Consider the following 25236-nt stretch of genomic DNA (forward strand, 5'->3'; position numbering starts at 1 on the left):
AACCAGCGCAAGCTGGCCGCCGACTACCCGGTCATCCTCGGCGGCGCCGCCCTCACCCGCGCCTACGTCGAACAAGACCTCCACGAAATCTACGAGGGCGAAGTCCGCTACGCCCGCGACGCCTTCGAAGGCCTGCGCCTGATGGACGCCCTCATCGCCGTGAAGCGCGGCGTCCCCGGCGCCGCCCTCCCCGAGCTCAAGCAGCGCCGGGTCGCCAAGAGGGACACTCCCGTCCTGCAGGTCGAGGAGCAGGAGGAGCCGGGCGGCCGCTCGGACGTCTCCGTCGACAACCCGGTCCCCGCCCCGCCGTTCTGGGGCACCCGCGTGGTCAAGGGCATCCCGCTCAAGGACTACGCCTCCTGGCTGGACGAGGGCGCCCTGTTCAAGGGCCAGTGGGGCCTCAAGCAGGCCCGCGCCGGCGGGGCCACGTACGAGGAGCTCGTCGAGAGCGAGGGCCGCCCTCGCCTGCGCGGCCTCCTGGACAAGCTGCACACGGAGAACCTGCTGGAAGCGGCCGTCGTCTACGGCTACTTCCCCTGCGTCTCCAAGGGCGAGGACCTGATCATCCTCGACGAGGAGGGCAACGAGCGGACCCGCTTCACCTTCCCGCGCCAGCGTCGCGGCCGCCGCCTCTGCCTCGCCGACTTCTTCCGCCCCGAGGAATCCGGCGAGACCGACGTCGTCGGCCTCCAGGTCGTCACCGTCGGCAGCCGCATCGGCGAGGCCACCGCCAAGCTGTTCGAGTCCGACTCCTACCGCGAGTACCTGGAGCTGCACGGCCTGTCCGTCCAGCTCGCCGAGGCCATGGCCGAGTACTGGCACGCCCGCGTCCGCGCCGAACTCGGCTTCGGCGGCGAGGACCCGGACAAGGTCGAGGACATGTTCGACCTCAAGTACCGCGGGGCCCGCTTCTCCCTCGGCTACGGGGCCTGCCCCGACCTGGAGGACCGTGCCAAGATCGCCGACCTGCTCCAGCCGGAGCGGATCGGTGTCCACCTCTCGGAGGAGTTCCAGCTCCACCCCGAGCAGTCCACCGACGCCATCGTGATTCACCACCCCGAAGCGAAGTATTTCAACGCACGCTGAGGCGGACCGGCGTACACTGGTCGGTCCCATACAGGCCGGTCACCTGTTCCCGAGGGCACGTTCCCGCGGGCGGAGGTGACCGGCCTTCTCGTCCCCTGAGAAAGGCGTGCCCATGACCAGCACCGTTCCCGTCCCCGTGGTCCGTGCGGCCGACGGGCACGCCCTGCAGGCGGTGCTGCTGGACATGGACGGCACCCTCGTCGACACCGAAGGATTCTGGTGGGAGATCGAGGCCGAGATCTTCCGCGAGCTCGGGCACCGGCTGGAGGAGTCCTGGCGGGACGTGGTCGTCGGCGGCCCCATGAGCCGCAGCGCCGCCTTCCTGATCGAGGCGACCGGCGCCGCCATCGGCCTCGCCGAGCTCAGCGTGCTCCTCAACGAGCGCTTCGAGGCCCGCATCGCCGACCAGGTCCCGCTGATGCCCGGCGCCGAGCGGCTGCTGAGCGAGCTGGCCCGGCACAACGTGCCCACCGCCCTGGTCTCCGCCTCGCACCGCCGAGTCATCGACCAGGTGCTGCTCACCCTCGGCCGTGACCGCTTCACGATGACCGTCGCCGGGGACGAGGTCGTCCGCACCAAGCCGCACCCCGACCCGTACCTGCTCGCCGCCAGCACCCTCGGCGCGCACCCCGCCCGGTGTGCCGTCATCGAGGACACCGCCACCGGCGTCGCCGCCGCGGAGGCCGCCGGCTGCCGGGTCGTGGCCATTCCCTCCGTCGGGCGCATCGAGCCCGCCCCCGGCCGGACGATCGTGCGCTCGCTGGAGGACGTGGACCTGCCGTTCCTGCGGTCCCTCATCAGCCCCCTGAACTGAGCTCCTGCGCTCGGCAGCACGCACCGGTACGCCCCGCACACGCTCTGTACCGAACGGAACGGCCGCAAGACAAAGGTCCGGCGAGAGGATCTTCCGTCGGATGCCCCGGAGGCTGAAATTCCATCCCCTCCGGGGCAGTCGTCCCGGGTGACGTTGGTCACCCGTCAAGCGCCCGACGCACCTGTCCCGGCCCTCCTGCGCCTTCCCTTGTGTCCGGATTGATCAGCTCCTGACCGAATCCGGGGCGACCTCCGCATAGACAGCCAGTCCGCTCCCATCACGGTGCGAATACGCCCCAAGTCAGGCCAGTTCCAGCCATCCCGTCCCGGACCACTAGTGTCGAACCGGGCACCGCGCCGCACCTCAGCCGTCACCGACACACACCCCTGTGCCGGGACCGCGTGGACCGATCGTCACTACACCGGCCCGATCGTTCCGCCCTGAACGGGCGACCGTCGCGAAGTGCCCTTTTCGCCGCTTTGAGCAAGTGCCGGTTACAGGGAGTACTTCCAGCATGAACCGCAAGACCATGGTGCTGACGGCCGCGGCCGGACTGCTCACGCCCACGCTCGCCGCATGCGGCAGCGCCAGCGGCGGAGGAGCGGGATCCGGAGCGATCGTCGTCGGGACCACCGACCGGTTCGAAGCAGCCGAATACGCCCCCGCCCCGTTCGACCCGGCCTACGCGTACGACGCCGGAGCCTGGAACGTCCTGCGCCAGACCGTCCAGACCCTGATGCACACCCCGCGCGGGGGCGGCCAGCCCGTCCCCGAAGCAGCCTCCGACTGCCGCTTCACCGACACCGGCAACCAGAGCTACCGCTGCACCCTGCGCCCCGGGCTCAAGTTCGCGAGCGGCGACCCGCTCACCGCCAAGGACGTCAAGTTCTCCATCGACCGCGTCCGCGCCATCAAGGACGAGAACGGCCCGTCCGCGCTGCTCGCCAACCTCGACACCGTCGAGGCCAAGGGCGCCGACACCGTCGTCTTCCACCTGAAGTCCCCGGACGCGACGTTCCCGTACAAGCTCTCCACTCCCGCCACCGGCATCGTCAGCGAGAAGAACTACGGCGCCAAGAAGCTCCGCGACGGCTTCGACGTCGACGGCTCCGGCCCGTACACGATGAAGGCCGAGGTCAAGGACAACCAGCTCGTCCGGGCCGTGTTCAGCAAGAACCCGCACTACAAGGGCGACCTCAAGCTCCAGAACGACAAGGTCGAACTGCGCACGTTCCCCGACTCCGCGGCCATGGGCAAGGCGCTCACCGACGGGAAGATCCACATGGTCTCCCGCACCCTGTCGCCCGCCCAGATCACCGAGTTCGCCGCCAAGCCCCCCAAGGGCGTCAAGCTCGTCCCGATGCCCGGCCTGGAGATCCGCTACCTCGGCTTCAACACCGAGGCCCCGGTCGTCAAGGACAAGGCCGTCCGCCAGGCCCTCGCCGCCGCCGTCGACCGGGGTGCCCTCATCTCCAAGGTCTACGGCAAGTCCGCGCAGCCGCTCTACTCCCTGGTCCCCAGCGCCGTGACCGGCCACGTCAACTCCTTCTACAGCAAGTACGGCGAGGCCAACACCGCCAAGGCCGCCTCCCTGCTGAAGGACGCCGGCATCAAGACCCCGGTCAAGCTGACGCTGCACTACACCAACGACCACTACGGCGACGGCACGGCGGCCGAGTTCGAGGCCCTCAAGACCCAGCTGAACTCCACCCAGCTGTTCGACATCACCGTCCAGGGCACCGACTGGGCCGACTTCCGCCCCGCCCAGAAGCAGGGCGACCACGCCGCCTACGGGCTCGGCTGGTTCCCCGACTACCCGGACGCCGAAAACTTCCTCGCCCCGTTCCTGGAGCAGGACAACTTCCTGGGCACGCCGTACTCCAACAGCGCGGTGCGCACCAGGCTCCTCCCCGAATCACGGCGTGCCGTCGACCGCAACGTCGCCGTCCCCGCGATCACGGAGATGCAGGACATCGTCGCCGAGGACGTGCCCGTCCTGCCCCTGTGGCAGGGCAAGCAGTACGTCGCCGCACGCGACGGGATCACCGGAGTGGAGTGGTCGGTCAACGCCATCTCCGACCTCCAGCTGTGGGAGCTCGGCCGCGGCGTAAGCGGCTGAGAAAGGCAACGACCGGCAGCGGGTGTCGCGGGCCGGAGCAACGAAACAGTTCGACTGTGAAGGACGTTCGCGTGAATCGACGTAACCAGTGGCTGGCGGCCCCGCTCGGCGCAGCCACCGCCGCCGCGCTGCTCAGCGGTTGCGGATCGACCGATGGCAGCTCCGACGCCGGCAACGGCAAGGGCGTGGTCATGGGCATATCCGACAAGGTGAAGTCCACCGACCCCGCGTCGGGATACGACCCCGGCTCCTGGCTGCTCTTCAACAACGTCTTCCAGTCGCTGCTGAGCTTCCCCAAGGGCGGCACGACCCCGGAGCCCGACGCCGCCCAGGCCTGCAACTTCGAGGGCAGCGACAGCAAGGTGTACAAGTGCACCCTGCGCGCCGGCCTGAAGTTCAGCAACGGCCACAGCCTGACCTCGAAGGACGTCAAGTACTCCTTCGAGCGCACGCTGAAGATCAACGACGAGAACGGCCCGGCCGTGATGCTCGCGTCGATCGCCGGCATCGACGCGCCCGACGACAAGACCGTCGTCTTCCGCCTCAAGACGTCCGACGCGACCTTCCCGAGCAAGATCGCCTCGGGTGCCGGCGCCATCGTCGACCACGCCGAGTACCCGGCCGACAAGCTCCGCACCGACAACAAGGCCGTCGGCTCCGGCGTCTACAAGCTCGACGCCTTCAACGACAAGAGCGCCAGCTTCTCGGTCAACGACTCCTACACCGGCAAGGCCAAGGCCAAGAACACCGGCGTGACCCTGAAGTTCTTCAACGGCGACCAGACCGCCCTCAAGACCGTCCTCGAAAGCGGCGACGTCGACTTCGCCTTCCGCGGCCTGGCCGCCAAGGACATCGCCGCCCTCGCCGCCGTCAAGACCGGCGACAACAAGGTCGACGTCGTCCAGGGCACCGGCGCCGAGGTCGAGCACATGGTCTTCAACATGTCCGACCCCGTCGTCGGCAAGCTCCCCGTCCGCAAGGCCATCGCCTACCTCGTGGACCGCGAAGCCCTCGTCAAGGACGTGTACGCGGGCACCGCCACCCCGCTCTACTCGATCGTCCCCGCCGGCATCGCCGGACACACCACCCCCTTCTTCGACCGCTACGGCGGCAGCCCGCAGGTGGAGAAGGCCAAGGCCGTCCTCAAGGCCGCCGGCATCAACGGCAAGATCAAGCTCACCCTGTACTCCACGCCGTCCCGCTACGGCCCCTCCACCGACCAGCAGTTCCAGGTCATCGCCAAGCAGCTCAACGACAGCGGCCTCTTCGAGGCCGACATGAAGTCCGTCGAGTACGACCAGTACGAGAAGGACATCCAGGACGGCAAGTACGGCGTCTACGTGAAGGGCTGGGTGCCGGACTACCCGGACGCCGACAACTTCACCCAGCCGTTCTTCGGCCCGGAGAGCGTCCTGAACAACAACTACGACAACAAGGAGATCACCGGGACGATCATCCCGTCGACCTCCGCGAAGTCCGACCGCACCGCGGCCAACACGGACTACAACCGGCTCCAGGAGATCGTCGCCGAGGAGATCCCGATCCTCCCGCTCTGGCAGGGCAAGCAGTACGCCGTCTCCCGCACGAACGTGACCGGCCTGCAGTGGTCCCTCGACGCCTCGACCGTCTTCCGCTTCTGGGAGATCAGCAAGGGCTGACCCACCCCGCACAACAACGGGCCGGCAACCGCGTCACGCGGCTGCCGGCCCGTTCCCGTACGCCCCCTCGGGCCGCCCTACTGGGCGCCCGGCCGCACCAGCCCGCTCTCGTACGCGTACACCGCCGCCTGCACCCGGTCACGCAGACCCAGCTTCGTCAGCACGTGCCCCACATGCGTCTTCACCGTCGTCTCGCTCACGAACAGGTCCGCCGCGATCTCCGCGTTCGACAGACCCCGGGCCACCAGCTTCAACACCTCGACCTCACGCTCCGTCAGCGTCCCCAGCGTGTCCGGCACACTGTCCTCACCCGACGGCAGATGCCCCGCGTACTTGTCCAGCAGCCGCCGCGTGATGCTCGGCGCGAGCATCGCCTCACCCGCCGCCACCACCCGGATCGCCTGCACCAGCTCATTGGCAGGCGCATCCTTCAGCAGGAAACCGCTCGCCCCCGCCCGCAGCGCCTCCACCACGTACTCGTCCAGATCGAACGTCGTCAGCACGAGCACCTTCGCCGGACCGTCCCGGCCCGGACCCGTGATCTGCCGCGTGGCCTCCACCCCGTCCATCCGCGGCATCCGGATGTCCATCAGCACCACATCCGGCTGCAGCGCACGCACCTGGTCCAGCGCCTGCAGGCCGTCCCCGGCCTCGCCGACCACGGCCAGATCCCCCTCCGCCTCCAGGATCATCCGGAAACCGGTGCGCAGCAGCGGCTGGTCGTCGACCAGCAGGACGCGGATCGCCACGGAACTACCTCGTATTCATCGGACGTCTTCGGCGGGCCCGCCCATTCTGCCCTGACCCGACGATCAGGAATCCGCCGGGCCGACCGCCCCGGCCCGCGGCAGAACCGACAGCGGATACACCGGCGGGGTCCCGCCGAACTCCGGACACACCGCCCGGTGATCACACCAACCGCACAGCTTCGTCGGCCGCGGCCGCCACTCACCCGTCGCCGTCGCCTCCGAGATCGCCTCCCACAGCGCGAGAAGCTTGCGCTCCACCCGCTCCAGATCCGCCACCACCGGGTCGTACGTCAGCACGTCCCCGCTGCCCAGATACACCAGCTGCAGCCGCCGCGGCACCACCTGCTTCAGCCGCCACACCACCAGCGCGTAGAACTTCATCTGGAACAACGCACCCTCGGCGTACTCCGGCCGCGGCGCCTTCCCCGTCTTGTAGTCGACGATCCGCACCTCACCCGTCGGCGCGACATCCACCCGGTCGATGATCCCGCGCAGCCGCAGCCCCGACTCCAGTTCCGTCTCCACGAAGAACTCCCGCTCCACCGGCTCCAGCCGCGTCGGGTCCTCCAACGTGAACCACCGCTCCACCAACGCCTCGGCCTCCGTCAGCCACCGCGCCAGCTCCGCCCCCTCGTCACCCTCCGGGAACAGCTCCGTCAGCTCCGGCTTCGCCTCCAGCAGCCGGTCCCACTGCCCCGGGATCAACGCCTTCGCCCGCGGCGCCGTCCGCTCCTCGGCCGGATGGTCGAAAAGCCGCTCCAGCACCGCATGCACCAGCGTCCCGCGGGTAGCCGCGGCACTGGGCTTCTCCGGCAGCCTGTCGATCACCCGGAACCGGTACAGCAACGGGCACTGCATGAAATCACTCGCCCGCGAAGGGGAAAGCGAGGAAGGCGCCACGGCACTGGGCACCACGTCTGCCGGACCGTTACCGGGGCTCGTCGTCATGCGTAAAACCCTACGACCCGCGACCGACAGCACGCGCATACCATCGACGCAAAGGCACCTCGCACTGCATGATCGGTACATCACACCCCGCTACGCCACCATTACGACGCACGCACCACAAACCCCCGGACCCCCACCCCGGGAACCCCCCAGAACGAAGGAAAGCCGTGGCAGACACCGACGAAACCGGCGAGCGCGGAGACCGGCGCTCCGGCCCGGGCGGCGGACTCCTCATGGGCCGCCCCTTCGGCGTACCCGTCTACGTCTCGCCCAGCTGGTTCCTCGTCGCCGCCCTCATCACCTGGGTCTTCGGCGACCAGCTCGACCGCGTCCTTCCGGACCTCGGCCCCGCCCGATACCTCGTCTCCCTCTTCTTCGCCATCGCCTTCTACGCCTCCGTACTCGTCCACGAACTCGCGCACACCGTCGCCGCCCTCCGCTTCAAACTCCCCGTGCGCCGCATCCAGCTCCAGTTCTTCGGCGGAGTCTCCGAGATCGAGAAGGAATCCGAGACCCCCGGCCGTGAATTCGTCCTCGCCTTCGTCGGCCCCCTCCTCTCCCTCCTCCTCGCCGGAGCCTTCTACCTCGGCATGAAGGCCGTCGACCCCGCCACCGTCCCCGGCGTCCTCCTCGCCGGCCTGATGATCTCCAACCTGCTCGTCGCCGCCTTCAACCTGCTCCCCGGCCTCCCCCTCGACGGCGGCCGCATGCTCCGCGCCGTCATCTGGGGCATCACCGGCAAACCCATGACCGGCACCATCGCCGCCGCCTGGATCGGCCGCGGCCTCGCCGTCGCCGTCCTCCTCGGCCTGCCGCTCCTCACCCACACCGGAGCCATCGGCAACCGCACCACCGACATCGGCGGCATGGACACCGTCATGGACGCCCTGCTCGCCGCCATCCTCGCCGCGATCATCTGGACCGGCGCCGGCAACAGCCTGCGCCTGGCCCGCCTGCGCGAACACCTCCCCGAACTCAAGGCCCGCACCCTCACCCGGCGCGCCGTCCCCGTCGAGAACACCACCCCCCTCTCCGAAGCCCTGCGCCGCGCAGGCGAAGCCGGCGCCCGCGCCATCGTGATCGTCGACGGCCACGGAGACCCCACCGCCATCGTCCGCGAAACCTCCATCGTCGAAGTCCCCGAACACCGCCGCCCCTGGGTCGCCGTCAGCACCCTCGCCCGCGACCTCACCGACGGCATGAAGGTTTCAGCGGACCTCACCGGCGAAGCACTCCTCGACCACCTCCGCACCACCCCCGCCACCGAGTACCTCGTCCTCGAACCCACCGGCGAGATCTACGGAGTCCTCTCCACCGCAGACGTCGAAAGGGCCTTCGTGAAGGCCATGGCGCGGCCCCAGTCCTGAAGCCAATACACTGGTCACATGTCCGAACCGACCGGTGCCGCCCGCCGACGCGGGCCCTTCGAGGTCGGGGACCAGGTTCAGCTCACCGACCCCAAGGGCCGCCACTACACGTTCACGCTCGAAGCCGGGAAGAATTTCCACACCCACAAGGGTTCCTTCCCGCACGACGAGCTGATCGGTGCTCCCGAGGGCAGTGTTGTCCGCACCACGGGCAACGTCGCGTACCTCGCGCTGCGCCCCCTGCTCCCCGACTATGTCCTGTCCATGCCCCGCGGTGCCGCCGTGGTCTACCCCAAGGACGCAGGCCAGATCCTGGCCTTCGCCGACATCTTCCCCGGCGCCCGCGTCGTCGAGGCAGGCGTCGGATCCGGCTCCCTGAGCAGCTTCCTGCTGCGCGCCATCGGCGACCAGGGCATGCTCCACAGCTACGAGCGCCGCGCGGACTTCGCCGAGATCGCCACCGCCAACGTCGAGCGCTACTTCGGCGGCCCGCACCCCGCGTGGCAGCTGACCGTCGGAGACCTCCAGGACAACCTGTCCGACACCGACGTCGACCGCGTGATCCTCGACATGCTCGCCCCCTGGGAATGCCTGGAGGCCGTCTCCAAGGCCCTCGTCCCCGGCGGCATCCTCTGCTGCTACGTGGCCACCACCACCCAGCTCGCCCGGACCGTCGAATCCATCCGCGAGTTCGGCTGCTACGCCGAACCGCAGCCCTGGGAATCGATGATCCGGAACTGGCACGTCGAGGGCCTGGCAGTCCGCCCCGACCACCGGATGATCGGCCACACCGGCTTCCTCGTCACCGCCCGCCGCCTCGCGGACGGCGTCGAGCCCCCGCTGCGCCGCCGCCGCCCCTCCAAGGGCGCCTACGGCGAGGACTACGAAGGCCCCGGCAGCGACCGCTCCGCGTAGCCACCCGCCGGACCCACCCAACACGAAGGCGCTGTGGCGCAGTTCCCCGGACAAACCGGGAACTGCGCCACAGCGCCTTTTCGTTGTCGCCGTAACAGCCGAGCTCCAGCCCCGCTGTCGGCGCGTCCCATCCGGCCGCCCCGGACCCGGTCGTTCCACCTCCGTGTGAGGTGTGGCACGATGCTGGCTCCCCGTCACCCTTCGCACAGGAGACACCCCGCGTGCCGCACAGCCCCGCCGAGCTCGCGCCGAATGTGGACACCCTGGCGCACAGCCACGCCACGCCCCTCCACTGGCTCGCCACGGCCACCGCCATGGCCGCCGTCATAGCCACCGCGGGACTCGTCCAGCCGGCCACCGGAACCCCCGTGGACACGGCGAGCCCCGCCGCGAACGGCCCGCAGGCCACCGCCCCCGACGCCGCGGCGGTCACCTACCCGCTCGACTGCAAAGGCGCCCCGCAGGCCGTCACCGCCACCGCCCAGGGCGACCTCGACGGCGACCGCCGCCCCGAGACCGTGGCCGCCGTCCGCTGCGACGCAGGCTCCGGCACCCCGCCCCACGCGATCTACGTACTCACCCAGGACCGGGCCGAAGGCGCCCGCCCCCGCGTCGTCGCCACCCTGCTCGACACCCCCCAGCGGCAGACCGCCACCGATCTCACCGTGAGCGACGGGACCGTCACCGCAACCCTCCTCGGCTACTCCTCACCGGAGATCCCGCGCTACAGCCCGGACGTGAAGAAGCTCGCCAAGTGGCGCTGGAGCGGCGGAAAATTCCGCCAGGAGCTGACGGACTCGACCGCCAGGAGTGTTTGAAGCGTCACTCGGCGTCCGGGCCGAAGACCTCCACCCCGTCCGAGACGCGCCTCACGTGGATGCAGTCACCCGGACATTCCTTCGCCGAGTCCACCACGTCCTGGAGCAGCGTCAGCGGAACCGGAGTGGTCGCCCCCGCCGCCTGCAGCAGCTCGTCGTCGGCGCTCTTCACATACGCCAGACCATCGATGTCCAGCTCGAACACCTCCGGCGCGTACTGCGCGCAGATCCCGTCGCCGGTGCAGAGGTCCTGGTCGATCCAGACCTCAAGCGGCTCGCCGGCCCCACCGACACCGTCAGTCCGGTCGGCGGTTGCCTCCTGCTGCACGCTCATATCTCCTGCCGTTCCCTGCGCTGAGTGATCCATCCCGATCAGCTCTCGCAGCAAGTCGCGCGAGCTCTGACGGGTGTTGAACACTTCGACCTTACAACCGCCCGCTTTCAGATGTTGATGGGTGGGTATTTCCTTGGCGTGAGGGAGTACGCAAGGGTGAAGATCGGACACACCTCTACCGTCTTTGTGATCTAGGGGTTTCAATCACCACCAGCCCAGGTAGGGTCAGGAAGCGTCCAGCTCCCCTTGGAGGAGGTGAGGACCGTGGCAGCCCACGACGACGACATCAACCGCGGCATCCGGCCCGGGCGAGGGTCTGAGGACCCCGCCGGCCAGGTTGCCTATCTCGAGCAGGAAATCGCCGTCCTGCGACGTAAGCTCGCCGACTCTCCGCGACACACGAGGATTCTCGAAGAGCGGATCGTCGAGTTGCAGACAAATCTTGCCGGCGTCTCCGCACAGAACGAACGACTCGCGAATACCCTCCGTGAGGCCCGCGACCAGATCGTCGCCCTCAAGGAAGAAGTCGACCGGCTCGCACAGCCGCCGGCCGGATTCGGTGTCTTCCTGCAGTCCAACGAGGACGGCACCGTCGACATCTTCACCGGAGGCCGAAAGCTCCGCGTGAACGTGAGCCCCAGCGTCGAGCCGGAAGACCTCCGGCGCGGCCAGGAGGTCATGCTCAACGAGGCCCTCAACGTGGTCGAGGCCATGGAATTCGAGCGGGCCGGGGACATCGTCACCCTCAAGGAGATCCTCGAGGACGGCGAGCGCGCCCTGGTCGTCGGGCACACCGACGAGGAGAGGGTGGTGAGGCTCGCCGAGCCGCTCCTGGACATCACCATCCGCCCCGGCGACGCCCTCCTGCTCGAACCCCGCTCCGGCTACGTCTACGAAGTCGTCCCCAAGAGCGAGGTCGAGGAACTCGTCCTCGAAGAGGTCCCGGACATCGACTACGACAAGATCGGCGGCCTGGGCGACCAGATCGAGCTGATCCGCGACGCGGTCGAGCTCCCCTACCTCTACCCGGACCTGTTCAAGGAACACGAACTGCGCCCGCCGAAGGGCATCCTGCTCTACGGCCCCCCCGGCTGCGGCAAGACGCTCATCGCCAAGGCCGTCGCCAACTCCCTTGCCAAGAAGGTCGCAGAGGTCACCGGCCAGCCCGCCGGAAAGTCCTACTTCCTGAACATCAAGGGCCCCGAACTCCTCAACAAGTACGTCGGCGAGACCGAGCGGCACATCCGCCTCGTCTTCCAGCGTGCCCGCGAGAAGGCCAGCGAGGGCACCCCCGTCATCGTCTTCTTCGACGAGATGGAGTCCCTCTTCCGCACCCGCGGATCCGGCGTCAGCTCGGACGTGGAGAACACCATCGTCCCCCAGCTGCTCGCCGAGATCGACGGCGTGGAAGGCCTGGAGAACGTCATCGTCATCGGCGCCTCCAACCGCGAGGACATGATCGACCCGGCCATCCTGCGCCCCGGCCGCCTCGACGTGAAGATCAAGATCGAGCGCCCGGACGCCGAGGCCGCGAAGGACATCTTCGCGAAGTACCTGAAGGCCTCGCTGCCCCTGCACACGGACGACCTGTCCGAACACCAGGGATCCTCGGACGGCACCGTCCACAGCATGATCCAGACCGTCGTCGAGCAGATGTACGCCGAAACCGAGGAAAACCGCTTCCTCGAGGTCACGTACGCCAACGGCGACAAGGAAGTCCTCTACTTCAAGGACTTCAACTCGGGCGCGATGATCCAGAACATCGTGGACCGTGCGAAGAAGATGGCGATCAAGGCCTTCCTCGAGCACAACCAGAAGGGCCTGCGCGTCTCCCACCTCCTCCAGGCCTGCGTGGACGAGTTCAAGGAGAACGAGGACCTGCCCAACACCACCAACCCGGACGACTGGGCCCGAATCTCCGGAAAGAAGGGCGAGCGGATCGTATTCATCCGTACCCTTGTCACCGGAAAGCAGGGCGCCGACACCGGACGTTCCATCGACACGGTGGCAAACACCGGTCAGTACCTCTGACGAAGCGGAGCGGCTGCGGATGCCCTCCCAGGGCATCCGCAGCCGACTGCTTTACCGGACTCCCTGACTCCTTATACCGACTGCTTTTCAGCCGGTGACAGGGCAGATTCAATGACGGAAATGATCTCCCCACGAGCGCGCAGTGGTTCTAGGCTCTTCCGTACCGCCGGACGCGCAGTGCGGGGACGGGCACCGCACAGGCACACGCACCGGAGCAACAGCGGTACTTGAGCGCCGCTCCCGAAGGGGAGCGCCGCCGGGCAAGGAGGGCCGCATGACCGTACGGCGAGTAATGGGGATCGAGACGGAGTACGGGATCTCCGTCCCGGGGCACCCGAACGCCAATGCCATGCTCACCTCGTCCCAGATCGTCAACGCCTACGCGGCGGCGATGCACCGGGCGCGACGCGCCCGCTGGGACTTCGAGGAGGAGAATCCGCTGCGGGACGCCCGCGGCTTCGACCTCGCCCGCGAGGCCGCCGACAACAGCCAGCTGACCGACGAGGACATCGGCCTCGCCAACGTCATCCTCACGAACGGTGCACGGCTCTACGTCGACCACGCCCACCCCGAGTACAGCTCGCCGGAGGTCACCAATCCGCTCGACGCCGTGCTCTGGGACAAGGCCGGCGAGCGGATCATGGCCGAGGCGGCGGTCCGGGCGGCCCAGCTCCCCGGCGCCCAGCCGATCCACCTCTACAAGAACAACACCGACAACAAGGGCGCCTCCTACGGCACGCACGAGAACTACCTGATGAAGCGGGAGACCCCCTTCTCGGACATCGTGCGCCACCTGACCCCCTTCTTCGTCTCGCGCCAGGTCGTCACCGGCGCGGGCCGCGTGGGCATCGGCCAGGACGGCCGCGAGCACGGCTTCCAGATCAGCCAGCGGGCGGACTACTTCGAGGTCGAGGTCGGCCTGGAGACCACCCTGAAGCGGCCCATCATCAACACCCGGGACGAGCCCCACTCGGACGCCGAGAAGTACCGCCGCCTGCACGTGATCATCGGCGACGCCAACCTGTCCGAGATCTCCACGTACCTCAAGCTGGGCACGACGGCACTGGTCCTGTCCATGATCGAGGACGGGTTCATCAACGTCGACCTGGCCGTCGACCAGCCGGTGCGCACGCTGCACCAGGTCTCCCACGACCCGGACCTGCAGCACCTGATCACGCTGCGCAGCGGCCGGACACTGACGGCCGTGCAACTTCAGATGGAGTACTTCGAGCTCGCCAGGAAGTACGTGGAAGAGCGTTTCGGCTCCGACGCGGACGAGCAGACAACCGATGTGCTGGCCCGCTGGGAGGACGTGCTGGGCCGGCTGGAGAGCGACCCGATGAGCCTGTCGGGGGAGCTGGACTGGATCGCCAAGCGGGAGATCCTGGAGGGCTACCGGCGCCGGGACGGGCTGGGCTGGGACGCGGCGCGACTGCACCTGGTGGACCTCCAGTACTCGGACGTACGGCCGGAGAAGGGCCTGTACAACCGCCTGGTGGCCCGCGGCAAGATGCAGAAGCTGGTGGAGGAGCCGGCGGTGGAGCGGGCGGCGAGCAAGCCGCCGGAGGACACCCGGGCGTACTTCCGCGGCCGGTGCCTGGAGCAGTACGCGGACGACGTGGCCGCGGCCTCCTGGGACTCGGTGATCTTCGACCTCCCGGGCCACGACTCGCTCCAGCGGGTCCCGACGCTGGAGCCGCTGCGCGGCACGCGGGCGCACGTCAAGGAGCTCCTGGACCGCTGCCGCACGGCGGAGGACCTGGTGCGGGTGCTTTCGGGGCGGTGAGCGGTGCTTTCGGGGCCTGAAAGGGCCCTGGTCCGGGAATCATGAGAAAGACCGGACGTTATGAAAGTGCGGGGACGAATGTCGGACCCTCCTAGTAGGGTCCGGCGTAGGGTCTGATCTTGAGAGATCCCGAATCCCGGGGTCTCTCGACATGAGCGTGCGAACCGAGCGGGGTGAGGTAGACATGGCGACCAAGGACACCGGCGGCGGACAGCAGAAGGCGACGCGCTCGACCGAGGAGGTCGAGGAGGCGGCGGTCGAGGAATCGACCGACCTCAAGGAGCGCCAGGAAAAGCTCTCCGACGACGTCGACTCCGTACTTGACGAGATTGACGATGTACTCGAGGAGAACGCCGAGGACTTCGTGCGGTCCTTCGTTCAAAAAGGTGGCCAGTAAGGCCATTTGACCTTCGGATCGAAGGTTATGGCGGGATGTAAGCAAGACCGGCCGAGGGCGGAATATGAGAGCAACCGCTCGACGCCAGACGGTTTACAGGCCGCCTGTTGCCGCACGTGCTCGGCGGAGTAGTGCAACCCGCGCCGAGAGGCGAAGGGGCGGACGGTGCGGGTGAAGGTGGTCGCGCCGTCCGCCCGACCGGTGACCTCGGTGCGAGGGACCGAGGCTCAGCGCGACGAGATGATCGCCGCTCAGAGTGGGGTCTGCGTGATCTGTCAGTTGGCTCCGGCAGAGCATGTGGATCACGATCATCAGACGGGTAAGGTCCGAGGCGTACTGTGCTTCAGCTGTAACGCAGCCTTGGGGCAGTTCAAGGATCGGCCGGACGTCATACGGCGTGCAGCCGCTTACGTGGAAGGAAACCTGTGGAACCCAACACTCGTAGCACAGGGCGTCTACCGGCAGCCTTCCTGACGCCGGGGTCGTCGTCCTTCATGGACTTCCTGGGCGCGCACTCGCCCGAGATGCTGCCCGGCAACCGCAAGCTGCCGGAAGGCGTGGTCGAGGCGCCGCACGGGACGACCATCGTGGCCGCCACCTTCCCCGGCGGGGTCGTGCTCGCCGGGGACCGGCGGGCGACCATGGGGAACATGATCGCGCAGCGGGACATCGAGAAGGTGTTCCCGGCCGACGAGTACTCCGCGGTGGGCATCGCCGGTACGGCCGGCCTGGCCGTGGAGATGGTGAAGCTGTTCCAGCTGGAGCTGGAGCACTTCGAGAAGGTGGAGGGGACGACCCTCTCCCTCGAGGGCAAGGCGAACCGTCTGTCCACCATGATCCGGAGCAATCTGGGCATGGCGATGCAGGGGCTGGCCGTCGTACCGCTCTTCGCCGGGTACGACGAGGCCAAGGAGAAGGGCCGGATCTTCTCCTACGACGTGACCGGCGGCCGGTCCGAGGAGCACGGGTACGCCGCCACCGGATCGGGCTCGATCTTCGCCAGGGGATCGATGAAGAAGCTCTTCCGGCCCGATCTGACGGAGGAGCAGGCCACCACACTGGTCGTGCAGGCGCTGTACGACGCCGCCGACGACGACTCGGCGACCGGTGGGCCGGACCTGTACCGCCACATCTATCCGATCGTCACCGTCATCACGGACGAGGGATTCCGCAGGCTGACGGACGACCAGTCGCAGGAACTCGCCCGTACGGTCACCAATCGTCGGCTGGAGCAGCCCGACGGCCCGCGCGCCGCCCTGCTCTGACCATCCGTCGCCCCTCAGGAGCCCAGAAGAAAGGGACGGACAGCCGGTGTCGACTCCGTTCTATGTGTCACCCCAGCAGGCCATGGCCGACCGGGCGGAATACGCCCGGAAGGGCATCGCCCGCGGTCGCAGCCTTGTCGTGCTGCAGTACGCCGACGGCATCGTGTTCGTCGGTGAGAACCCGTCGCGTGCCCTGCACAAGTTCAGCGAGATCTACGACCGGATCGGCTTCGCGGCCGCCGGCAAGTACAACGAGTACGAGAACCTGCGGATCGGCGGTGTGCGCTACGCGGATCTGCGGGGGTACACCTACGACCGCGATGACGTGACGGCCCGCGGGCTGGCGAACGTGTACGCGCAGACGCTGGGCACGATCTTTTCGAGTGCCGGTGAGAAGCCGTACGAGGTGGAGCTGGTCGTCGCCGAGGTCGGTGCGACGGCCGCCGGGGACCAGATCTACCGGTTGCCGCACGACGGGTCGATCGTGGACGAGCACGGCTCGGTCGCGGTCGGCGGCAACGCGGAGCAGATCAGCACCTTCCTGGATCAGCGGCACCAGGACGGGATGACCCTGTCGGAGGCGCTGAAGCTGGCGGTGCAGGCGCTGTCCAGCCAGGCGAACAGTGCGGACAAGGCGATTCCGGCCGAGCGGTTGGAGGTGGCGGTCCTGGACCGGACGCGGGCGCAGCAGCGGAAGTTCAAGCGGATCCGTGGCCGGCAGCTGGCGCGGTTGCTGGAGGCGGATGTGCCGGCGGCGGCTCAGGCGGATGCCGTGTCGAACGACGAGGCGCCGGAGGACGACGCCGAGTAGGGCCGGTAGTGGTGCGTGGCCCCGGTCTGCCCGTGAGGGCGGGCCGGGGCTTCGTCGTGTTCAGGGGGTGGGGGCGGGGCCCGAGGAGGCGCGGACGACGAGTTGGACGGGAACGTCGGGGGCGGTCCAGGGGGCGTTGTCGAGGACGGCGAGGAGGGCGGTCATGCCCTGTTCGCCGACGCGTTCGGCGGGGAGGCGGACGGTGGTGAGTTCGGGATCGACGGCGGTGGCCAGGGCGAGGTCGTCGAAGCCGGTGACGGAGAGGTCGTCGGGGATGCGCAGGCCCAGGCGGCGGGCGGCCTTGCAGGCTCCGGCGGCGAGGATGTCGTCGTCGCAGATGACGGCGGTGGGTGGGGCTCCGGGTGCCGTCAGGGCGGTCTCAGTGGCCGTACGGGCGTCTTCCACGTTGAGGGGGGCCCGTACGGTGCGCAGCTCGGTTCCGGGCCCCAGGAGGGCGGCGAGGGCCTCGGCGCGGACCTGGAAGGTCCAGGTGTCGACGGCGGAGGCGAGGTGGAGGAAGCGGTGGTGGCCGAGGGCGAGGAGGTGTTCGGTGACCTGGCGCATGCCGTCGGCGATGGCGAGGTTGACGTGGGCGGCGGCGCTTCCGGCGGTGGGGTCGCTGTCGAGCATGATGAGGGGGAGGCCGTCGCCGCCGAGGGCGTCGAGTGCGTCGGCGGCCATGGAAGAGGCGATGACTCCGTCGAGGGCGGCGCGGGCGGAGGCGAAGGGGTCGCGGGCGGGGCCGGTGCCGTCGGGGGAGGGGTAGAGGACGACGCCGAAGCCGTGTTCCGCGGCGATGCGGGCGGCGCCGGTGTAGACGCGGGCGAAGAACTCGTTGGTGAGGGCGGGGACGACGAGGAGGGCGGTGCGGGTGGTGCCGAGGCGGAGGTTGCGGGCGGCGAGGTTGGGCCGGTAGCCGAGGTGGGCGGCGGTTTCGCGGACGTGGGTGGCGGTGCGTTCGGAGACGCGGCCGCGCCATTTGTCGCCGAGGACGAGGGAGACGGTGGCCTGGGAGACCCCTGCGGCGGCGGCCACGTCGCGGCTGGTGGGTCTCGTCACACGGGGCTCCTGAAGTGCGAGGTCGGAGGGGGTTGGTGCGGTCCGGTGGGTGGACCCGTCAACTGTCGCCATGGTACGTATGACGAGTCACGTTATACGTATTACCCCGGCTGGGTCCGGGCAGAAAGGGGGCGGACATGGCCGCGGGGTACGCGGAGCTGCTCAGGACCCGGCACGCCGCGAGGCTGCTGGCGGGCACGCTCATAGGCCGGCTGCCCAATGCCACGGCGCCGATCGCGATCGTGCTGTTCACGCGGGCCGAGGGCGGCAGCTACAGCCTCGCGGGCGCGCTGGCCGCCGCGTACGGGCTGGCGAACGCGGTGGGCCAGCCGTTGCTGGGCCGGGCGGTGGACCTGTACGGGCAGCCCCGGGTGCAGTTGCCGGCCGCGGTGGTCTCCGCGCTGGGCATGGTGTGGCTGGCGGTGTCCGGGACCGGGGCGGCGGTCGCCGCGTATGCCGCGGTGGTGGTCGGGGGGCTCTTCACGCCGCCGCTGGAGGGCGGGCTGCGGGCGCTGTGGCCGGGCGTGCTGGGCGGCAAGGAGGAGCGGGTGCACGCCGCGTACGCGATGGACGCGGTGGCCCAGGAGGTCATGTTCACGGTGGGTCCGCTGCTCGTGACGCTGTTCGTGGCGCTGTGGTCGCCGGCCGGGGCGCTGCTGGCGCTCAACGCGATCGGTGTGCTGGGTGCGCTGTCCGTCGTGGTCAGTGAGCCCTCCCGGCGGTGGCGGTCGGCGCCGCGTGAGGCGCACTGGCTGGGCGCGCTGCGTTCGCCGGGTCTGCTGGCGCTGCTCGGCGCGTTCTTCTTCGTGGGGACGGCGCTGGGTTCGATCACGGTGGCGGGGGTGGCGTACGCGGACGATCACGGGAACCAGGCGGTGTACGGCTGGCTGATGGCGGCGCTGGGGCTGGGCGCGCTGATCGGCGGGGTGTTCTACGGTGCCCGGCGGTGGGCGGGTGCGCCGGAGCGGCGGCTGCGGATGCTGGTGGCGCTGCTGGCGGTCTGCTACTTGCCGTTGATGCTGACGCCGGGGCCGGTGGCGATGACGGCGCTGGCGGCGCTTTCCGGGGTGTTCCTGGCGCCCGCGCTCGCGTGTGCGTTCATCGTCGTGGACCGGCACGCTCCGGCGGGCACGGTGACGGAGGCGTTCTCCTGGCTGGTGACGTTCTTCGGGGTGGGTGCGGCGATCGGTACGGCGGTCGCGGGGCCGGCGGTGGAGCTGGGCGGTACGGCTGCGAGCTTCGGCGTGGCGAGTGCGGCCGGGGGTGCGGCGCTGTTGGTTCTGACGGTCACTCAGCGGGTGCTGGCAACTGCGGGCCACAGTCGCGCGGTGGCGGGTTCGGCTGAGGGGTCGTCGGACGGGGTCGGTGAGGTGTCGTCCGGGGTCCGGTCGGAGGGCTGATCGCGGCCGGTGCGTGGGCCGATCGGCGGACCTGTCGATGGGCTGATCGGTGAGTTCGCCGGGCCGCTGTCGGACGGGTGATCGGAAACTGATCGAAACGGCGCTCTCGAACCCGGTTTCAGAAGAGGGCAGAAGGCGTAATGTTCAGTCATGGACCGCCGCATTTTCGGGCTGGAGAACGAGTACGGCGTCACGTGCACGTTCAGGGGACAGCGCCGACTGTCACCTGACGAAGTGGCGCGCTACCTCTTCCGCCGTGTTGTGTCATGGGGCCGCAGCAGCAATGTCTTCCTGCGGAACGGCGCCCGCCTCTACCTCGACGTGGGTTCGCATCCGGAATATGCAACTCCCGAATGCGACAACGTGACCGAACTGGTCACGCACGACAAGGCGGGCGAGCGCATTCTCGAAGGACTGCTCGTCGACGCCGAACGCCGCCTGCACGAGGAGGGAATCGCGGGCGACGTCTATCTCTTCAAGAACAACACCGACTCGGCGGGCAACTCGTACGGCTGCCACGAGAACTACCTGGTGGCCCGGCACGGGGAATTCTCCCGCCTGGCGGACATTCTCATTCCCTTCCTCGTCACGCGGCAGCTGATCTGCGGTGCGGGCAAGGTGCTCCAGACCCCCCGGGGTGCGGTCTACTGCGTGAGTCAGCGGGCCGAGCACATCTGGGAGGGCGTCAGCTCCGCGACGACCCGCTCGCGGCCGATCATCAACACGCGGGACGAGCCGCACGCGGACGCCGAGCGCTACCGTCGGCTGCACGTGATCGTCGGTGACTCGAACATGTCCGAGACGACCATGCTGCTCAAGGTCGGCGCCACCGACCTGGTGCTGCGCATGATCGAGGCGGGCACGGTGATGCGGGACCTGACCCTGGAGAACCCGATCCGGGCGATCCGTGAGGTCAGCCACGACATCACGGGGCAGCGCAAGGTGCGTCTGGCGAGTGGCCGGGAGGCTTCGGCGCTGGAGATCCAGCGGGAGTACTACGACAAGGCGGTGGACTTCGCCGAGCGCCGGGGCATCCGTACCGGTGTGGTGGACCAGGTGCTGGAGCTGTGGGGCCGGACCCTCGACGCGATCGAGGCGGAGGACCTGGACCGGATCGGGACCGAGATCGACTGGGTCATGAAGTACCAGCTGATCGAGCGGTACCGGGGCAAGCACAACATGACCATGTCGAATCCGCGGGTGGCTCAGATAGACCTCGCCTACCACGACATCCACCGTCGGCGCGGGCTGTACTACCTGCTGGAGCGCAAGGGGCAGGCGGCGCGGATCTGCAACGACCTGAAGATCTTCGAGGGCAAGTCGGTGCCTCCGCAGACGACGAGGGCGCGGCTGCGCGGCGATTTCATTCGCCGGGCGCAGGAGCAGCGGCGGGACTTCACGGTGGACTGGGTGCACCTCAAGTTGAACGACCAGGCGCAGCGGACCGTGCTGTGCAAGGACCCGTTCCGGTCGGTGGACGACCGGGTCGAGAAGCTGATCGCCGGAATGTGAGCCGGCGCGGCACCGGTGTGCCACCGGCAACGCATGTGGGCAGTGTGACATCGCGCTGATCTTGGGCAGGGCCCCCTACGGATCTCGTACGGGGCCCTGCCCACGGCTTAGAGTGGCGGGCGACCGCCTTGCCGTCTGAGATCTGAGGAACCCGTGCGCCGACTTGCCGGCTTGCTTGTCGTACCCCTTCTGCTGCTGTCGACAGCGGCCTGTGGCGACGACAGCGGCTCCGACTCCGCCCAGATGAAGAACGGGGCGCCCGCGATCACCAAGGGTGCCAAGTTCGGGGAGACGCCCACCCTGTCGAAGGGGAAGGGCGAGCCGCCGAAGGAACTGAAGGTGGTGACCATCAGCGAGGGCGACGGCCCGGCGCTGAAGAAGGGCGACATCGCCCAGGTCAACTACCTCGGCCAGGTGTGGGACGGCAAGGCGCCGTTCGACGCCAGCTTCGGCAAGGGCAAGCCCTTCGACGTCACCATCGGCGCGGGCATGGTCATCAAGGGCTGGGACCAGGGCCTGGAGGGCCAGAAGGTCGGCAGCCGCGTCGAGCTCGTGATCCCGCCGGCCCTCGGCTACGGCGAGCAGGGCTCGGGCGACAAGATCAAGCCGAACGCCACGCTGGTCTTCGTCGTGGACATCGTCAAGGGCACCTCCGTCCCGGCCTCGGCCACGGGCAAGGAGGTCGCGCAGGACAACAAGGACCTGCCGAAGGTCGGTACGAACACGGACGGCAAGGAAGTCGCCGTGACCGTCCCGAAGGACACCGCCGCGCCGGCCAAGCTGGTCTCGAACTACATCCTGGAGGCCGACGGCGCCGCGGTGAAGGACACCGACAGCGTCGTCGTCAAGTTCCACGGCAAGACGTGGAAGGACGACAAGACCTTCGAGAGCACGTACACCAGCGACACGACGGTCACCTGGCCGATGGAGCAGCTCTCGGTCAAGGGTCTGAAGGAAGGCCTGCTCGGCAAGAAGGTCGGCAGCCGGATCCTGCTGGTCATCCCGCCGGACATGGCCTTCGGTGACAAGGAGCAGGGGACGATCCCGGCGAATTCGACGCTGGTGTTCAGCCTCGACATCCTCGCGGTGATGTAAGACTGTTCCGGTTGACCAGTTCGTACCTATGAGGAGCAGTTCCGTGAGCAACGAGCTCAGCAAGCCCGAGATCGACTTCCCCGAGGGCGAGGCCCCCAAGGTCCTCGTCAAGGAGGACATCTGGGAGGGCGACGGTGCCGAGGCCAAGGCCGGCGACCAGGTCTCCGTCCACTACGTGGGCGTGGCCTTCTCCACCGGCGAGGAGTTCGACGCCTCCTGGAACCGTGGCTCCGCGCTCCAGTTCCGGCTCGGTGTCGGCCAGGTCATCGCCGGCTGGGACCAGGGTGTCCAGGGCATGAAGGTCGGCGGCCGCCGCAAGCTCGTGATCCCCGCGGACCTCGCCTACGGCGACCGCGGCGCGGGCGGCGCGATCGCCCCGGGCGAGACCCTGATCTTCGTCTGCGACCTGATGAAGGTCGGCTGATCCGGGTATCCGCGATCAGTGGAGGGGCCCCCGCCGTCCGGCGGGGGCCCCTCGCTTTTGTCCGGGCCCGCCGGGGCGGTACGGTCAACGGTCACGAGTGTGTGTGTCGAGAGCGGGGGAACGGCGTCGATGGCGATTGCCAAGGCCGAGCGGCTGATGAATCTGGCGCTGTGTCTGCTGGGGACCCGCCGGCCGCTCAGCAAGCGCGAGTTGCGCGGTTCCATCGAGGCCTACATGGAAGCCGGCAACGACGAGTCCTTCAACCGCATGTTCGAGCGGGACAAGGACGATCTGCGTGAACTCGGCCTGGTCATCGAGACGGTGGAGAACCTGGAGGGCGAAACCGGCTACCTGGCCCGCCGGGACAGCAACCGGCTGCCGCCCGTCTCCCTGGACGCCGAGGAGGCCGCGGCCCTGGGGCTCGCCGCCAAGGTCTGGCAGCAGGCCCGCCTCGCGGGCGCGGCCAGCGGCGCCCTGCAGAAGCTGCGCGCCGGCGGGATGCCGGAGGCGGGTGACCCGTACGAGGGCCAGCACAGTGCCATCGAGCCGCGCATCCCGGTCCACGAGGCGGCCTTCGAGCCGCTGATGCTGGCCTGCCGGGACCGCCGGCCGGTGGTCTTCGACTACCGCAAGTCCACGGCCGCCCGGCCCGAGACCCGGCAGGTGGAGCCGTGGGCGCTGGAGTGCTGGCGCGGTCACTGGTACCTGGCCGGCTTCGACCGCGACCGCGGGGCGGAGCGGGTGTTCCGGCTGTCGCGGATCACCGGCAAGGTGCGCTCGCGCGCCGCCAAGTACACCGCCGAGGTGCCGGACGTGGTGACCGTGCGGGAGACCGTGGCGAGCTGGGCCGGGGAGAGCGCGGACCGCTCCGCGCGCATCCGGCTGCGGGCCGGCGCCGGCTACCCGCTGCGGGCCAAGGCCACCGCCGTGCGCGAGGGCGGCGACGGCTGGGACGAGCTGGAGATCCCGTACGGGCACGGGCTGGACGCCTGGCTGGTGGAGTTCGGCCCGGACGTCGTGGTTCTGGAGCCGGCCGACCTGCGGGCGGACGTGGTGGACCGGCTGCGCGCCGTCGCCAAGGGCTGACCCGCAGATCAGCGGCCCTGGACATCAGCGGCCCGGAACATCAGTAGCAACGCCCTGAGGGGGAGACGTACCAGCATGGCTGCCAACGCCATCGACCAGACCCGCCGGATGCTGTCCCTGGTCACGTACCTGCGCGAGCGCCCGGGCGCGCACGTCGCCGACGTCGCGCGCGCCTTCGGGATCACCGAGGACGAGCTGATCTCGGACCTCGACGTGCTGCCCATGTGCGGGACCAGCTTCCGGGGCGGGGACCTGCTCGACATCGACACCGACGGGGAGCGCATCTGGTGGCGCAACCCCGACGCCTCGGGGGAGTCCACCGCGGAGCCGCTGCGGCTCGCCGCCGACGAGGCGACCGCGCTGCTCGTCGCCGCCCGCGCGGTGGCGACCCTGCCCGGGCTGCGCGAGAGCGACCGGGACGCCCTGCTGCGGGCGACCGCCAAGCTGGAGGCCGCGGCGGGCGAGGCCGCGGGGGCCAGCTCCCGGCTGTCGGTGACCTTCGAATCCGAGGGCGGGGTCTTCGCGGACGTCGACCGGGCCATCGCGGAGCGCCGCCGGCTGTGGGTGCGCTACTACTCGCCCGCGCGGGACGAGCTCACCGAGCGCAAGGTCGACCCGATCCGGCTCTTCGCGGTGGGGCACACGTACATGGAGGGGTGGTGCCACCTCTCCGAGGCGCGGCGCACCTTCCGTCTGGACCGGGTGGCGGAGATCCGGCTGCTGGACGAGCGGGCCGAGCCGCCCGCCATCGAGCCGCGCGACCTGTCCGAGGGTCTGGTCCAGCCGGCCGCCGAGGATCCGGAGGTCGTGGTCGAGGTGGGTCCCGGCGGGCGCTGGGTCGCCGAGTACTACCCGCACGACAGGGCCGAGGAACTGGCCGAGGGGGGCTTGCGGATCACACTGCGCAGCCCGGACCCGGCCTCGCTGCGCCGGCTCGCGCTGCGGCTGGGCCGCGAGGGGCGGATCGTGGCTCCCGTGGAGCTGGCGGACAGTGCGCGCGGCGCGGCCCGGGAGGCACTCGCGGGGTACGGGGAACAGGTCTGAGGGGAGCAGCGGTCGATGTCGCCTACGCACGGGTCCGTCGCCTTCAAGGCGGCCTGTCCCGACTGCCACGCCCGCTTCGAGCTGGACGCGGGCGCCCTGCGGCTGGTCATCGGCGGCAGCCGGCGGACCACCTTCTACTCCTTCACCTGCCCCCGGTGCGGGGCGGCGGTACGCAAACCGGCGGGCGAGCGCATCGTGGAACTGCTGACCGGCGGAGGCGTGAGCACCCTGCGCAGCGTGTGAGCCGGTCGGTGGCCTAGGCTCTTCCCATGCTGTGGCCGATGTTCGCAATTGCCCTGGGCTTCCTCGGGATCGCCGTCCTCGCCGCGGCGGCGGTACGCGTCTACGTGGAGGTCCGCAGGCTCTCCGGGCAGGTCGCGCTGGCCAGCCGCCGGATCACCGCCGCCTCGGAGGATCTTGAGCGGGCCGCGGTCGATCTGGCCCGGGCTGGGCGGGGCGTGCGACCGTAAAGCGGGACGAACTGGTGCGATCGGGGCGTGAACAGCCGGTCCGCGCGC

The 25236-nt window shown here is 69.3% G+C and carries 25 protein-coding genes; 21 read left to right on the plus strand and 4 right to left on the minus strand.

Features of this window, described 5'->3' with window-relative positions; translation table 11 throughout:
* The 4 genes from ACFYOB_RS28330 to ACFYOB_RS28345 all read left to right on the plus strand — a co-directional run.
* The coding region (locus tag ACFYOB_RS28330) for a vitamin B12 dependent-methionine synthase activation domain-containing protein (protein WP_388564139.1) at positions 1 to 1086 on the plus strand (1086 nt) is incomplete at its 5' end.
* 112 nt (positions 1087 to 1198) lie between these two features.
* The gene (locus tag ACFYOB_RS28335; RefSeq protein WP_388564141.1) at positions 1199 to 1900 is read left to right on the plus strand and encodes an HAD family hydrolase; all 702 of its coding nucleotides are present in this window, start codon (positions 1199 to 1201) and stop codon (positions 1898 to 1900) included.
* A 514-nt stretch (positions 1901 to 2414) separates the two neighbouring features.
* Positions 2415 to 4019 (plus strand): ABC transporter substrate-binding protein, encoded by a 1605-nt coding sequence (locus ACFYOB_RS28340; protein WP_388564143.1) that lies wholly within the window; start codon positions 2415 to 2417, stop codon positions 4017 to 4019.
* Between the two features lie 71 nt (positions 4020 to 4090).
* Complete coding sequence (locus ACFYOB_RS28345; protein ID WP_388564145.1) at positions 4091 to 5677, plus strand: ABC transporter substrate-binding protein; 1587 nt, start codon at positions 4091 to 4093, stop codon at positions 5675 to 5677.
* A gap of 77 nt (positions 5678 to 5754) precedes the next feature.
* On the opposite strand, the gene ACFYOB_RS28350 is transcribed toward ACFYOB_RS28345, so the two are convergent.
* Both ACFYOB_RS28350 and ACFYOB_RS28355 read right to left on the minus strand, forming a co-directional pair.
* Entirely contained in the window at positions 5755 to 6426 is a 672-nt protein-coding gene (locus ACFYOB_RS28350) for a response regulator (RefSeq protein WP_388564147.1), read from the minus strand.
* Positions 6427 to 6489: 63 nt separating this feature from the next.
* Positions 6490 to 7374, minus strand: coding sequence for a RecB family exonuclease (locus ACFYOB_RS28355; protein WP_388564149.1), 885 nt, complete (start codon positions 7372 to 7374; stop codon positions 6490 to 6492).
* Between the two features lie 167 nt (positions 7375 to 7541).
* On the opposite strand from ACFYOB_RS28355, the gene ACFYOB_RS28360 reads away from it, so the two are divergent.
* The 3 genes from ACFYOB_RS28360 to ACFYOB_RS28370 all read left to right on the plus strand — a co-directional run bounded on the left by ACFYOB_RS28360 (position 7542) and on the right by ACFYOB_RS28370 (position 10474).
* Positions 7542 to 8741, plus strand: coding sequence for a site-2 protease family protein (locus ACFYOB_RS28360; RefSeq protein ID WP_388564151.1), 1200 nt, complete (start codon positions 7542 to 7544; stop codon positions 8739 to 8741).
* Positions 8742 to 8759: 18 nt separating this feature from the next.
* Positions 8760 to 9656 (plus strand): tRNA (adenine-N1)-methyltransferase, encoded by an 897-nt coding sequence (locus tag ACFYOB_RS28365; protein WP_388564153.1) that lies wholly within the window; start codon positions 8760 to 8762, stop codon positions 9654 to 9656.
* Between the two features lie 221 nt (positions 9657 to 9877).
* The gene (locus tag ACFYOB_RS28370; protein WP_388564155.1) at positions 9878 to 10474 is read left to right on the plus strand and encodes a hypothetical protein; all 597 of its coding nucleotides are present in this window, start codon (positions 9878 to 9880) and stop codon (positions 10472 to 10474) included.
* A gap of 4 nt (positions 10475 to 10478) precedes the next feature.
* Here the strand turns inward: ACFYOB_RS28370 and ACFYOB_RS28375 are convergent, their stop codons facing one another.
* Positions 10479 to 10808 (minus strand): ferredoxin, encoded by a 330-nt coding sequence (locus tag ACFYOB_RS28375; protein WP_388564157.1) that lies wholly within the window; start codon positions 10806 to 10808, stop codon positions 10479 to 10481.
* A 264-nt stretch (positions 10809 to 11072) separates the two neighbouring features.
* On the opposite strand from ACFYOB_RS28375, the gene arc reads away from it, so the two are divergent.
* The 6 genes from arc (at position 11073) to prcA (ending at position 17098) form a co-directional block, all read left to right on the plus strand.
* On the plus strand, positions 11073 to 12839 hold the full coding sequence (gene arc, locus ACFYOB_RS28380) for a proteasome ATPase (protein ID WP_328924849.1): 1767 nt from the start codon (positions 11073 to 11075) through the stop codon (positions 12837 to 12839).
* A gap of 274 nt (positions 12840 to 13113) precedes the next feature.
* Positions 13114 to 14625 (plus strand): depupylase/deamidase Dop, encoded by a 1512-nt coding sequence (gene dop, locus ACFYOB_RS28385; RefSeq protein WP_388564160.1) that lies wholly within the window; start codon positions 13114 to 13116, stop codon positions 14623 to 14625.
* A 184-nt stretch (positions 14626 to 14809) separates the two neighbouring features.
* Complete coding sequence (locus ACFYOB_RS28390; protein WP_030016348.1) at positions 14810 to 15022, plus strand: ubiquitin-like protein Pup; 213 nt, start codon at positions 14810 to 14812, stop codon at positions 15020 to 15022.
* 210 nt (positions 15023 to 15232) lie between these two features.
* On the plus strand, positions 15233 to 15496 hold the full coding sequence (locus ACFYOB_RS28395; protein ID WP_388564496.1) for an endonuclease VII domain-containing protein: 264 nt from the start codon (positions 15233 to 15235) through the stop codon (positions 15494 to 15496).
* Positions 15448 to 16287, plus strand: coding sequence for a proteasome subunit beta (prcB, locus tag ACFYOB_RS28400; protein WP_388564163.1), 840 nt, complete (start codon positions 15448 to 15450; stop codon positions 16285 to 16287). Before ACFYOB_RS28395 ends, prcB begins: the two co-directional genes overlap by 49 nt.
* A gap of 46 nt (positions 16288 to 16333) precedes the next feature.
* Entirely contained in the window at positions 16334 to 17098 is a 765-nt protein-coding gene (prcA, locus tag ACFYOB_RS28405; protein ID WP_388564166.1) for a proteasome subunit alpha, read from the plus strand.
* A 60-nt stretch (positions 17099 to 17158) separates the two neighbouring features.
* On the opposite strand, the gene ACFYOB_RS28410 is transcribed toward prcA, so the two are convergent.
* Positions 17159 to 18229 (minus strand): LacI family DNA-binding transcriptional regulator, encoded by a 1071-nt coding sequence (locus tag ACFYOB_RS28410; RefSeq protein ID WP_388564169.1) that lies wholly within the window; start codon positions 18227 to 18229, stop codon positions 17159 to 17161.
* Positions 18230 to 18294: 65 nt separating this feature from the next.
* Here ACFYOB_RS28410 and ACFYOB_RS28415 point away from each other — a divergent pair, with 65 nt between their 5' ends.
* From ACFYOB_RS28415 to ACFYOB_RS28450, 8 genes are all read left to right on the plus strand, one after another.
* On the plus strand, positions 18295 to 19557 hold the full coding sequence (locus tag ACFYOB_RS28415) for an MFS transporter (protein WP_388564171.1): 1263 nt from the start codon (positions 18295 to 18297) through the stop codon (positions 19555 to 19557).
* A gap of 150 nt (positions 19558 to 19707) precedes the next feature.
* On the plus strand, positions 19708 to 21069 hold the full coding sequence (pafA, locus tag ACFYOB_RS28420; protein WP_030655944.1) for a Pup--protein ligase: 1362 nt from the start codon (positions 19708 to 19710) through the stop codon (positions 21067 to 21069).
* A gap of 153 nt (positions 21070 to 21222) precedes the next feature.
* The gene (locus ACFYOB_RS28425) at positions 21223 to 22164 is read left to right on the plus strand and encodes an FKBP-type peptidyl-prolyl cis-trans isomerase (protein ID WP_388564175.1); all 942 of its coding nucleotides are present in this window, start codon (positions 21223 to 21225) and stop codon (positions 22162 to 22164) included.
* 28 nt (positions 22165 to 22192) lie between these two features.
* Positions 22193 to 22588 (plus strand): FKBP-type peptidyl-prolyl cis-trans isomerase, encoded by a 396-nt coding sequence (locus ACFYOB_RS28430; RefSeq protein ID WP_388564178.1) that lies wholly within the window; start codon positions 22193 to 22195, stop codon positions 22586 to 22588.
* Positions 22589 to 22717: 129 nt separating this feature from the next.
* A complete protein-coding gene (locus ACFYOB_RS28435) occupies positions 22718 to 23674 on the plus strand; it encodes a helix-turn-helix transcriptional regulator (protein ID WP_388564180.1) in 957 nt (318 codons plus the stop codon).
* A 75-nt stretch (positions 23675 to 23749) separates the two neighbouring features.
* Positions 23750 to 24718 carry a helix-turn-helix transcriptional regulator gene (locus tag ACFYOB_RS28440; RefSeq protein WP_388564182.1) on the plus strand — a complete coding sequence of 323 codons (969 nt, stop codon included), beginning with the start codon at positions 23750 to 23752 and terminating at the stop codon, positions 24716 to 24718.
* 15 nt (positions 24719 to 24733) lie between these two features.
* Positions 24734 to 24961, plus strand: coding sequence for a hypothetical protein (locus ACFYOB_RS28445; protein ID WP_388564185.1), 228 nt, complete (start codon positions 24734 to 24736; stop codon positions 24959 to 24961).
* Positions 24962 to 24987: 26 nt separating this feature from the next.
* Complete coding sequence (locus tag ACFYOB_RS28450) at positions 24988 to 25188, plus strand: hypothetical protein (protein ID WP_388564188.1); 201 nt, start codon at positions 24988 to 24990, stop codon at positions 25186 to 25188.
* The last annotated feature ends 48 nt before the right edge of the window (positions 25189 to 25236 follow it).

This window comes from Streptomyces sp. NPDC006463, from assembly GCF_042870715.1.
Lineage (GTDB): Bacteria > Actinomycetota > Actinomycetes > Streptomycetales > Streptomycetaceae > Streptomyces.